The sequence below is a fragment of the Streptosporangium sandarakinum genome, from assembly GCF_013409935.1.
Taxonomy (GTDB): domain Bacteria; phylum Actinomycetota; class Actinomycetes; order Streptosporangiales; family Streptosporangiaceae; genus Streptosporangium; species Streptosporangium nondiastaticum.
In genome coordinates, this window is record NZ_JACCCO010000001.1 from 209,436 (window position 1) to 220,929 (window position 11,494).

The 11,494-nt window shown below is 73.3% G+C and carries 10 protein-coding genes; 4 read left to right on the plus strand and 6 right to left on the minus strand.

Annotation, left to right across the window (positions count from 1 at the left end; translation table 11 throughout):
* The first annotated feature begins 3 nt into the window (after nt 1-3).
* Nucleotides 4-2,214 carry a tetratricopeptide repeat protein gene (locus HDA43_RS01035; protein ID WP_179817861.1) on the plus strand — a complete coding sequence of 737 codons (2,211 nt, stop codon included), beginning with the start codon at nt 4-6 and terminating at the stop codon, nt 2,212-2,214.
* Between the two features lie 359 nt (nt 2,215-2,573).
* On the plus strand, nt 2,574-2,909 hold the full coding sequence (locus tag HDA43_RS01040) for a hypothetical protein (RefSeq protein ID WP_179817862.1): 336 nt from the start codon (nt 2,574-2,576) through the stop codon (nt 2,907-2,909).
* Here the strand turns inward: HDA43_RS01040 and HDA43_RS01045 are convergent.
* Complete coding sequence (locus tag HDA43_RS01045) at nt 2,810-4,423, minus strand: penicillin-binding transpeptidase domain-containing protein (RefSeq protein WP_179817863.1); 1,614 nt, start codon at nt 4,421-4,423, stop codon at nt 2,810-2,812. The genes HDA43_RS01040 and HDA43_RS01045 overlap by 100 nt on opposite strands.
* 118 nt (nt 4,424-4,541) lie before the next feature.
* Nucleotides 4,542-5,144: a phosphoribosylanthranilate isomerase gene (locus HDA43_RS01050; RefSeq protein WP_179817864.1), complete on the minus strand. Its 603-nt coding sequence runs from the start codon at nt 5,142-5,144 to the stop codon at nt 4,542-4,544.
* 291 nt (nt 5,145-5,435) lie between these two features.
* Here HDA43_RS01050 and HDA43_RS01055 point away from each other — a divergent pair, with 291 nt between their 5' ends.
* Nucleotides 5,436-6,104, plus strand: a complete 669-nt coding sequence (locus HDA43_RS01055) for a CBS domain-containing protein (protein ID WP_246423877.1) — start codon at nt 5,436-5,438, stop codon at nt 6,102-6,104.
* A 102-nt stretch (nt 6,105-6,206) separates the two neighbouring features.
* Here the strand turns inward: HDA43_RS01055 and HDA43_RS01060 are convergent, their stop codons facing one another.
* From HDA43_RS01060 to HDA43_RS01075, 4 genes are read right to left on the minus strand one after another with little or no spacing between them, the layout of a single operon-like run.
* Nucleotides 6,207-7,007, minus strand: coding sequence for an amino acid ABC transporter ATP-binding protein (locus HDA43_RS01060; protein WP_179817865.1), 801 nt, complete (start codon nt 7,005-7,007; stop codon nt 6,207-6,209).
* A complete protein-coding gene (locus HDA43_RS01065; protein ID WP_218911548.1) occupies nt 7,004-7,912 on the minus strand; it encodes an amino acid ABC transporter permease in 909 nt (302 codons plus the stop codon). Before HDA43_RS01065 ends, HDA43_RS01060 begins: the two co-directional genes overlap by 4 nt.
* A 2-nt stretch (nt 7,913-7,914) precedes the next feature.
* A complete protein-coding gene (locus HDA43_RS01070) occupies nt 7,915-8,871 on the minus strand; it encodes an ABC transporter substrate-binding protein (RefSeq protein ID WP_179817867.1) in 957 nt (318 codons plus the stop codon).
* Nucleotides 8,872-8,883: 12 nt separating this feature from the next.
* Complete coding sequence (locus tag HDA43_RS01075) at nt 8,884-10,452, minus strand: amidohydrolase (RefSeq protein ID WP_179817868.1); 1,569 nt, start codon at nt 10,450-10,452, stop codon at nt 8,884-8,886.
* 114 nt (nt 10,453-10,566) lie between these two features.
* On the opposite strand from HDA43_RS01075, the gene HDA43_RS01080 reads away from it, so the two are divergent.
* On the plus strand, nt 10,567-11,442 hold the full coding sequence (locus tag HDA43_RS01080; RefSeq protein WP_179817869.1) for a LysR family transcriptional regulator: 876 nt from the start codon (nt 10,567-10,569) through the stop codon (nt 11,440-11,442).
* The last annotated feature ends 52 nt before the right edge of the window (nt 11,443-11,494 follow it).

Sequence of the window (11,494 nt, forward strand, 5' to 3'; positions counted from 1 at the left end):
GTGATGGAGTTCTTCGGGTGGTTCGGCGGGGCCACCGTCATCGAGATCTTCTTCAACACCTTCCTGGACGTGGTCCCCCGGTGGGTGGCGTTCGCCGGGGGGATGGCGCTGTACGGCGTGGTGTCCGTCGCGCGGCGGCTGCGCCGGCCCAAGCCGCTCCCGTCGCCGAAGGCGCAGCCCCGGGGCCTCCCCGCGCCCGTCGAGCCGCTGTTCGGACGGGACGCGGAGATCGCCGAGGTGACCGGCCGGGCGGGGGAGCACCGGACGGTCGTCGTGCGGGGGGTGGCCGGGATCGGAACCAGCGCCCTGGCCGTCGCCGCCGGGTGGGCCCTGGTGCCCGACCCCGAGCGCCAGCACTACGTGGACCTGCGGGGACAGAACCGGTCCAGTCCGGAGAGCAGGCGAAGCGTGGCCGAGCGCGTGCTGCGCACGCTCGGCCGTCCGCTGGAGACGGCGACGAGCCTGGAGGCGGCGGCGCGGGAGGTGGCCGCCGCCCTCCGGGACCCCGGCCACCTGCTGCTCCTCGACAACGTCTCCCGGTGGCGGCAGGTCGGCTGGCTTCCGCGCGACGTACCGGAAAGCATGATCATCATCGCGGGCGCCCTCGACGCGGACGCGGACGACCCGCTCCCGGGGGACGTGGCGGTCGTCCGGCTCGGCCCCCTGGAACCCGCCGACGGCGTGGCGCTGCTGCGCTCGATGGTCCCGGACGCGTGGATCGAGGCCGACCCGGCGGCGACGCGGGAGCTGGCCGTCCGGTTCCTGGGCACCCCCGAGACCGCGGTCGGGATCGGCCGCTGGCTCGTCGACAACCCGATGGTCCCGATCGCGACACTGGTGACCGACCTGGCGGGGCAGGGAGCCCACGACCTCGCCCTCCAGCGAGTGCTCGGCATGCGGGTGGCGCGGATGAACGCGGCGGCGCGGCGGTTGCTGGCGCTGCTGGCGCACGCGCCGGTCGCCGAGCTCGGCATCGACGAGATCGTCGCGCTCACCGGCCGGCCGGAACGCGACGCCGCCCAGGCCATGGAGGAGCTGTGCCGGCACGGCCTGGTGGACAAGGTGCGGGAGTCGCGGTACCGGGTGACGGACGCCGCCCGCCCCGCCGTACGGGCGCCGGAGGGCCGGGAGCGGGCGGCGTGGCAGGACCTGGCCGAACACCTCGCCGACCGGGCCGACTCCTTCGTCGAACGGCTTCCCGCGAAGGACGCCCGCGACTGGTTCGCCCTGGAGGACAGAACGCTGCTGCAGATGCTGGGAGAGTACCGGCCCAACCGGGGCAAGGGCGGTCCCCTGTGGCGGATCGCCGACGCCCTGGAGGCGTGGTTCGCCTTCGAGCAGCGCACCGAGGAGCGGCGGGAGACCGCCCTGGCCCTGGCGAAGGCGGCATCGGACCTGGGGAACCAGGCGGTCCAGGCGACCGCCGAGCTGCGGCTGTGCCTGATCGCCCTGATGCTCGGTGACCCCGGCGCCGCCGAGCGGCATCTCGGCCGGGCCGAACGGCTGCTGAGGGACCCGGATTCCTGGCCCGCCCAGCTGCACCTGGCGCGCGCGGTGACGCTGCTGGCCAGGGGCGACGAGTACACCGCGGTGGAGTCGTCACTGGTGCGGTACGGCCAGGCCCTGCCCGGCGGGGACGTCACCGGCCGGGCGGTCCTGCGGCTCGACATGGCCGTCCTGCACGTGCGCTGGGGACAGGTCTGCGACTCCCAGGGGCGGAGGAAGGAGGCGCGGCACCTGTACGAGGGGGCGGAGGAGCTGCTCATGCGGGCCCTCGGCGGCCCCGCGTCCGCGGGTGACACGCACGTCGAGGCGCACGTCGAGGCGCACGTCCGGGAGGTCCTCGCGCTCGTCCACCGGTACCAGGGTCAGGAGGACGAGGCACTGGAGGGCTGGGCGAGGGCCGCCGAGCTGTACGAACGGTCCGGCGACGGGTCCGGCCGGCTCCGCTGCCAGGTGCACCGGGCGGCGGCGCTCCCCGGGAAACGGCATGAGGAGGCCGCCGGGCTGCTGCGTTCGGCGCTGCGGCGGCTGCCGCCGACCGGGGTCACCACCGCGCTGGCGAACCTGCACCTCGCCCGGCTCGACCCCGCGGGAGCGCCCGAGCGGCGCGGGGCGGGGCTGGCGGCGCTGGCGCCGTGGGACGGGATCTCCGAGCCGCTCCAGGTGGCCGAGATCCGTCGGCGGCTGGAGCGCCTGCCGTCCTCTCCCTGAGAGGCGGCGTCCCGGGGAGGGGCCGCCGGTGCGGGGAGGGGCCCCCGGTGCGGGGGTCCGCGAAGCCCGGCGAGGACGGAGGCGACGGCGCCGGGCGGGGCCGTTTCCGGCCACCCGTGAAACATTCCGGCCTGGCGTGGCAAGTAGGGGTGACCGACCGGACGGGTCCGCCTCCGGACCCGCCGTACCCCGACCAGCCGAGGAGAACGACGATGGACACGCTGAAGGCCGTAGGGCGGGCCGTCGCACCGGCGGCCCCGGAGAGACCCGCCGGAGCGCGGCGGCCCGGGACGCGCCCTCGACGGCGTGTCAAGGGTTGACGGGCATCGCGACGAGAACCGGAAACCGTCTGGACGCCGATGTCGTTCGCCTCCCCCCTGTTCCTGTGGTTCTTCATGCCGGCCACGCTGCTGGCCTACCTGCTGTTCCCGCCGCGCCACCGCAACGCGGTCGTCGCCGTGGCCAGCCTGATCTTCTACGCCTGGGGCGCCGGAACGCACACCCCGCTGCTGCTGTCGGCCATCGCCGTCAACTACGGGGCCGGACTCGCGCTCGGCGGGGCGCGGCTGCGGGGTCGGCCCCGGGCCCGCCGCGGTCAGAGCGCCCTGAGGAACCGGGCGGCGATGGGTGCGGCCACCGCGCCGCCGCCACCGCCGTGCCGGACGAACACCGCGAAGGCCACCGAGTCGCGGTAGCCGACGAACCAGGCGTGCGACGCCCCGTCGCCCACCTCGGCGGTGCCCGTCTTGCCGGCGGTGCCGGGGGGCAGGCCGGCCCGCGCGGCGGTGCCCTCGGTGACCACGGCCGCCATCATCGCGCGCAGCGCGGTGGCCACGCCGTCGTCGAGCGGGACGGCGGCCGGCAGGTCGGGGTCCGGCCGGTCCGTCATGACGGCGGGCCGCCACACGCCGCTCGCCGCGGCGGCGGCGACCTCCGCCATGCACAGCGGGCTGGCCAGCACCGAGTTCTGGCCGATGGCGTCGGTGGTGAGCTCGTCCTGGGTCTCGCCCCGGCCGATCCGGCACGTGCTCAGGCCGGGCTTGACCCGGAAGCCGAACCGGTCGGCGGCCTCGGCGGCCAGCCGTCCGCCGCCCAGCCGCTCGTAGGTCTGCTGGGCGAACGTCGTGTTGCACGAGAACGCGAAGGCCGCGGTGAGGGTCACCGTGCCGTGGTCGGCGCCGCCGTCGTTGCTGAAGCCCTTGCCGTTGGGGACGGTGTAGGCCGCCGGGCACGGCAGCGGCGTGTCCGGGGTGAGGCCGGCGCGCAGCAGCGCGGCGGCGGTGACGATCTTGAAGGTCGAGCCGGGCGGGTAGAGGCCGGTGAACGCGGCCTGGCCTTCGTCCAGGGTGTCGGCCACCGCGAGCACCTGGCGGCTCCGGACGTCGAGGGCCACGATCGCGGCGGGCCCGCCGACGCCGTCCAGGGCGCGGGCCGCGGCGGCCTGCACCGGCCGGGAGATCGTGCTGCGCCTGCCGTCCAGCGGGGGCACCGGGGCGGCCAGCAGCTCGCGGCCCGAGGGCCGCTCCACCAGGGCGGGCACCGTCACCGTGCCCTCCAGCCCGGAGACGTAGCGGTCGGCCCTGCTGTGCCTGGGGAACGGCTCGCCCTCCCGGGTGAGGGTGGCGGGCCGGCGGAACGTGGTCTCGGTGCGCTGGACGGAGCCGCCGTCCCTGAGCGACGGGTGCATCGTCTCGGGGGTCCACAGCACTTTCCAGGTGTCGTCCCGCCGCGCCAGGTGAAGCACCGAGGCGAACTCCCAGGGGTCGTCGAAGCCCTCCATCCGCCGGACCCCGTGGAAGGCGAACTCGGCCGCCGCCGCGTCCTCGCGCAACGTCTCACCGAGGGTGAGGGACAGCGAGGAGACCCGCAGGTCGCGGTCGAAGTCCAGGTGCCGCCCGGCGAAGTCGGCCGGCGGGTCGGCGACCAGGGCCGCCATCGCGGTCAGGTTCCCGGCCTGCCACGCCTCGACGTACCGCGCGGCCGCCGCCTCGGGGGTCGCCGGGGCCGGGGTGGGAGTGGGGGACACGAGTGGCCCGGTGGGCGCCTGGCCGGGCGGCTCCTCGTCGGTGAGGGTGATCTCCCTCGTCGGGCCCGGCGTCCGCCCCGGGGAGGCTCGCCCGGCGTCCGGCGCGGTCAGCAGGCCGTACACGCTGACGACGACGATCGTCACCGCCGTGCCGATCAGTGCCAGGAGCCGTTTCCTGCGCATGCCTCACCCCCTGGGGTTTCCAGGGGTGTATATCACCGGTGATCTCCCTGGGTCACCCGAACGCGCATGAAACGGGCGTTCACCCCTCGATCCGGCCCGGCGCCCGGCCGGGGCGGGATCAGCGCGCGGGGGCGGCCGCGCGGGCGGCGGCGACGAACTCGCGGATGAGCCCGGCGTCCTTCACCCCCGGCGCGGTCTCCACCCCGCTCGACACGTCCACCCCCCACGGCCGGGCGGCGTCGACCGCCTCGGCCACGTTCGCCGGGTCCAGGCCGCCGGCCAGCATCCACTGTCCGGTGGTCCGCCCGCGCACCGCGGCCCAGTCCCACGGTTCCCCGGAGCCGGGCCTGGGGGCGTCCACGATGAGCAGGTCCTCGCCGAAGGCGCCGCAGCGCGGGTCGGCGCTCGCCGACCCGGCGCGGACCAGGGTGAGCCCGAGGTCCCGCAGCGCGGCGAAGTCCTCGCGCGGATGGTCGCCGTGCAGCTGTACGGCGCGCACCCCCGCCTCCAGCGCGGCGGCCCGCATCTCGTCCGGGGTCTCCCCGGCGAAGACCGCCACGGTCAGCACGTGCGGCGGCACCGCCGCGGCCAGCTCCCGCGCCAGGGCGGGGGTGATCCGCCGGGGGCTCCGGGTGAGGACGAAGCCGACCGCGTCCGCGCCCGCCTCGACGGCGGCCGTCACATGCCCGGGCTCACGCAGCCCGCAGATCTTCACGTACACCCTCGGCACCCTAGTACAGCGACGACGCCCGGCGGCGAGGGGCGGACGCCGGACCCGACCGCGGCGCGCGGCCTCCCGGAGACCCCGCCCCGCGGTGAGGGACGGACTCCGGACCCGACCGCGGCGCACGGCCCCCCGGGCCGTGAGACCGGATCCGGTGTCCGGTTCGCGAGGTGCGGGCCGATCGGCCGGGGACGGCGAGGATGAACGTCCCTCGCCCCGGGGACCTTCGTCGCTGCCCCCGGCCCGCCCCGGGGCGGCACGATTGAGCCGGACACGAGGAGGTCAGCGATGACGATGCAGGTGAAGGACATCATGGGCAAGGTGGCCATCGCCGTCCGGCAGGACGCGCCGTTCGCCGAACTGGTCGCCACCATGCAGCGGTTCAAGGTCGGCGCGGTGACGGTGATCGACGCCGACCGGCGGCCGGTGGGCGTGGTGTCGGACGATGACCTCCTGCTCAAGGAGACGACCGGCAACCGGTACGGCGCGGCCCTGTTCGAGGGCCGCGAGCAGCGCCGGGAGCGGCGCAAGGCCGCGGGCACCGTCGCGGGCGCGATCATGACCAGCCCGGCGATCACCGTCACGATCGGCACGCCGGTGCGGGACGCGGCCCGGCTGATGCACACCGCCAGGATCAAGCAGCTCCCGGTGATCGACCCGGTGACCGGCAGGATGGTGGGGACCGTCCACCAGCGCGACCTGCTGAAGGTCTTCCTGCGACCGTCGCAGGACGTCCGGCTGGAGGTCGAGGACGTTCTGGCCGGGCTCGGCGTGCCGGTCGAGGACGTCACCGTGGAGGTCGAGGCGGGCGTGGTCACGCTGACCGGCCAGGTCCCCCGCAGCTCGCAGGTCACCGCGGCCTCCGCCGCCATCCACGAGGTGGACGGGGTGGTGGACGTCAGGGGCGACCTGACCTACCAGACGGACGACCTGCTGCTCGTCCCGCCGATGTACTAGAAGCCGATGCCGGCCGGAACCGGCCCCCAGGCCGTACGCCTGGCCGCCGAGCGGGATCGGCCTGTTCAGGCCGGGCTTCCCACGACGTTCCGGCCGGACCGCCTACCGGGACTCCTCGCGCTCCTTCGGGTCGCGCACACTGGACAGGAAGGCCCTGGTCCGCTGGTGGCCCGGGTTGGCCAGGAGTTCGCGGGGCCGGCCCCGTTCGACGACCACGCCGTCGGCGAAGAAGGTCAGCCAGTCGCCGACCTCCCTGGCGAAGGCGATCTCGTGGGTGACCACGACCATCGTCATCCCCTCGACGGCCAGGCCCTTCATGACCTCCAGCACCTCGTCGACCAGCTCCGGGTCCAGGGCGGAGGTGGGTTCGTCGAACAGCATCAGCGCCGGGTTCATCGCCAGCGCCCTGGCGATGGCCACCCGCTGCTGCTGGCCGCCGGAGAGCTGGTGGGGCCGCTTGTGCGCGTGGTCGGCCAGGCCCACCCGGTCCAGGTGCTCCATGGCCAGCGTCCGCGCCCGGTCCGCGGGGGTGCCCAGGACGTGGACGGGGCCGCAGGCGACGTTCTCCAGTGCGCTGTGGTGGGCGAACAGGTTGAAGCGCTGGAACACCATGCCGATGTTCCTGCGGAAGGCGGCGAACTCCTTGGGCGTCCAGGGGTGGTACCTGCCGCCGCGCAGGGTGTGGCCGACCTCCTCGCCGAGCACCCGCAGGCTGCCGCCGAGCACCGGCTCCAGGCCGTTGAGGCACCGCAGGAACGTGGACTTGCCCGAGCCCGACGGGCCGATGATGCAGCTCACCTCGCCGGAGGCGACGGTGAAGTCGACGCCGTTGAGCACCTGCACGTCGCCGTAGCTCATCCGGACGCCCGAGGCCTGCACGATCTGCTCGTCCGCCGCGTTCATGCGGCCGCCTTCGGCAGGATCCTGGCGGCCAGGCCGCCGCCGCGCACCAGCCGTACGGCCTCGGAGCCGAAGCGGCGCTCCAGCCTGCCCTGCAGGAAGGTCGCCACGGCGGTCATGAGCATGTACCAGAGGCTCGCCACGATCAGCAGCTCCATGATCAGGTTGTTCGCCTTGTAGATCTGGCTGGCGTTGGTCATCAGGTCGTGCCCGGCGACCACGTAGACCAGCGAGGTGGTCTTCAGCATGGAGATGAACTCGTTGCCGGTGGGCGGGATGATGATGCGCAGCGCCTGCGGCAGCACGATGACCCGCATCCGCTTGGCCGGCGTCATGCCCAGTGCGTACGCCGCCTCGGTCTGGCCCTGGTCGACGGCCTGGATCCCGGCGCGCACGGTCTCGGCGAAGTAGGCGGCGAGGTTCAGCCCCAGCCCCAGCATGGCCGAGGTGAAGCCGGTCATCACCTGGTTGGTGTCCCACTTGACGCCGATCATGGTGAACGGGATCTTGAGCACCAGCTCGGGGAACAGGAACGCCAGGTTGTACCAGAAGATGAGCTGCACGAGCACCGGCGTGCCGCGGAAGAACCAGATGTAGAACGAGGCCAGTCCGCTCAGCACCGGGTTGTGCGCCAGCCGCATGATCGCGACCAGCACGCCCAGGACCAGTCCGAGGGCCGTGGCCAGGACCGAGATCTCGATGGTGACCCAGACCCCGCTCAGGATCCGCTCGTGGAACAGGTACTCGGCGACCTTGCCCCATTCCAGGTTCGGGTTGGCCACCATGAGGTAGGCCAGCCGGGCCGCGACCGCCAGCGCGACCACCGCGGCCAGCCAGCGGCCCCAGTGCCAGGTCCGCGCGACGGGGATCGGCCTGCCCGACGCGTCGGTGATCGGTTCGGTCCGCATGGTCACTTACCGCCGTTGACCACGGCGGACTGGACGGCCAGCTTGTCGAGGTTCCACGCCGCGAGCAGCTTGCCGTACTCCCCGCTCTGGATGAGCGAGTCCAGCGCGCCCTTGACGGACTCGATGAGCTCCTTGTTGTCCGGCTTCATCCCGATGCCCCACGGGCTCTCGGTGCCTTCGAGGGTGATCGCCTCCATGGCGAGCTTGGGGTCCGCGGCCTTGTAGGCGGCCACCACGTAGTCGGTGATGAGGGCCTGCGCGCGGCCGTTGCCCACCTGGAGCATGGCCTCCGTGTCGCCGGGGAACTTCAGGATGTCCACCGCGGCCTTGCCGTCCTTCTTGCAGTCGGCGTCGTACTTCTCGGCCAGCTCCATCGAGGAGCCGTTGTCGACGACGGAGACCGTCTTGCCGCACAGGTCCTTCGGCCCGTTGACGCCGGCCGGGTTGCCGGCCTTGACCAGCAGTCCCGAGCCCGCCTGCACGTAGTCGACGAAGGTGACCTGGCCCTGCCGCTCGGGGTTGTCGGTCATAGAGGAGATGACGAAGTCGTAGCGGCCGGTGAGCACACCGGGGATCTGCGAGTTGAACTCCTCGTCGGTGATGGTCACCTTGACGCCGAGCTTCCTGGCGATGGCCCTGGACAGGGCGGGGTCGAACCCGATCGGGGTCTTGCCGTCGCTGGCGAACAGCTCCATCGGCGGGTAGCCGATGGAGGAGACGACCTTCAGGCCGTCGGACTTCAGTTTCGCCGGCGCCTTGGCGGCGAGGTCCTTGTCGGGGGTGATGGCGTTGATGACGTCGGCCGCCTTCTCCTCGGCGGGGGCCTGGTCGAGGACGACGTCCGGCGCGGCGGCCGGCGCCGTGGCGGACGCGCCGTCGTCGAGGGACTGGGCGCCGCAGGCCGCGGTGGCGGCCAGCAGCGCGCCGGCGGCGAGCGTGGTGAGGATCCGGGTCTTCAAGGGGGTGCTCCTTCAGGAGTGCTGCCAGCGGACTTCGCCGCCGACGACGGTGGTCATGACCTTGGTACGCAGCACGGCGGCCGGCGACTCCACGAAGGGATCGGTGTCCACCGCGATGAAGTCGGCGAGCTTGCCGGGTGCGAGTACGCCCTTGTGGTCCTCCTCGCCCGCGGCGTAGGCCGCGCCGAGGGTGTGGGCGGTGATGGCCTCGCCCATGCTCAGCCGCTGCTCGGGCTGCCAGCCGCCGGCGGGCGTGCCGTCGACGCGGGTACGGGTCACCGCGGCGTACAGCGCGGCGAAGGGGTTGGGGTGCTCGACCGGGGCGTCGGAGCCGAAGGCCAGCGCGACGCCGACGTTCAGCATCCCGCGCCAGGCGTAGGAGGCCAGCTCGTGCCCGGCCAGCAGGGTGTCGACCAGGTCGATGTCGCTGGTGCAGTGCACGGGCTGCATCGAGGCGACGATGCCCAGCCTGGCCATCCTGGCCAGGTCCGCGGTCCGCAGGTGCTGGGCGTGCTCGATGCGGTGCCGCAGCCCGGCCGTACGGCCGACGGCCTCGTAGGCGTCGATGACCAGGTGGTTGGCCTGGTCCCCGATGGCGTGCGTGGCCACCGCGATGCCGGCCCCGGCGGCAGTGCCGAACAGTCTGACCAGGTCCTCGTACGGCGTGACCGCGATGCCCACGTTGCCCTGCTCGCCGGCGAAGGACTCGCCCATGTGGCAGGTGTGCGAGCCCAGCGCCCCGTCGCTGAAGATCTTCACGGGTCCGGTGCGGAACCAGTCGTCGCCCTGCCCGGTGCGGCGCCCCTCGGCGATGGCCGCCTCCAGATGGGTCATCGGGATCGCCTTGTGCACGCGGATCTTCAGCTCACCGGCGTCGCGCAGCTCCAGGTAGGCGGCCCGGCAGTCCTCGCCGTCGATGTCGTGCACGCTGGTCAGGCCGAGCGCGAGCAGTTCCTCCTGCGCGGCGCGGAGCTGGTCGCGCAGGTCGGCGGAGACCATGAGGTTGCGCAGCGGGTAGGAGGCCGACTCGCGCAGGATGCCGGTGGGCTCGCCGCTCGCGTCCCTGACGATCTCACCGCCCACCGGGTCGGGGGTGCCGGCGTCGATGCCGGCCAGCCGCAGGGCCGCGGAGTTGGCCCACACCGTGTGGCCGTCCACGCTGGGCAGCGCGACCGGCAGCTCGGGGCAGACCGAGTCCAGCGCGTACCGGTCGGGCTGGGTCGGCGGGTCCCAGGTGTTGCTGTTCCACCGGCCGCCGAACAGCCAGGCGCCCGGCCGCAGTCGCGCCGCGTGCGCGGCCACCTTGGTCAGCGCCTCGTCCAGGGAGCGCACGTCGCGCAGGTCCACCGCGTCCAGGCTCTGGGCGTACTGCGCGGTGTGGATGTGGGCGTCGTAGAGGCCGGGGAGCACCGCGGCGCCCTCCAGGTCGATCAGCTCCGCTCCCCCGCCCGCGGCCTCGCGCACCTCGGCCTCTCCGCCGACGGCCAGTAGCCGCTCACCGTCCACGGCCATGGCCTGGGCCAACGGGTTGCCGCTGTCTCCTGTGCGGATGGCGGCGTTGCGGTACACGCGGATGCTCATATGACTCTCTAGGGTTCGGCTCGATTGACGGTGGCCATCACTGTAGGAGTGGCGGAAAGAAGGCGGAAGCGCTATAAACACGACATTCAGCACCTCTGAGCACAAGGAACTCTAATGCTGAAGCCGGAACACCTGCGTACTCTCCGTGAAGTCGTTGAGCTGGGGTCCTTCGCCGCCGCCGCCAACCGGCTCGGTTACACCGCGTCGGCCGTCTCCCAGCAGATGGCCGCGCTGGAACGTGAGATCGGCGTCAGGCTGTTCACCCGCTCCGCCCACAGCGCGCTGCCCACCAGCGCCGCCGAGGTGCTGGCCAGGCACGCGGAGACCGTGCTCATCGACATGGAGCGCATGGTCGCCACCGTGCAGGCCGTGCACCGGAACAGCGAGCGGCAGATCCGCCTGGGCGTCTTCCCCAGCTTCACCGACGTGCTGACCGGCGTGCTGCGGCGGATGGAGCCCGAGGAACGCGCCGGCATCAGGGTCTCCGTCGCCGAGTCCTCCCAGCTCATCCCGCGCCTGGGCGCCGGCGGCGAGATGGACGCGGCGATCATCTACCAGGTGGGGAACTCCGGCCTGTCGTGGCCGTCCGCGCTGGGCCGGCGCTGGATCGCCGAGGACCGCTACAAGCTCGTCCTCCCGCGCAGCTGGCCCGACCTGGCGCCCTACCGGGCCGAGCACCTCGTCGACCTGCCGTGGATCATGCACCACCCGGCGACCAGCGACGCCGCCATCTTCGAGGGCCTGTTCGCCCACTGGGGGCTGCACCCCCGGGTGGCCTGCCATTCCGACGACTTCAAGATCACCATAGCCATGATCGGGGCGGGGATGGGTGCGGCGCTCGTCCCCGAACTCGCGCTGCGCGGGCACGGCCCCGACATCGTGATCGCCGACGTGCCGTGGCTGAACATCAGCCGCAGCATCTTCACCCTCGTCCATCCCGGCCGCGAGACCGCCCGGCTGCAGTCCCTGCTGGACGCGCTGACGCTCTGACCGGCCTCGCGCACTCGACTGGGCACGGCGGATCTGCCAGCATGTGCCGGAT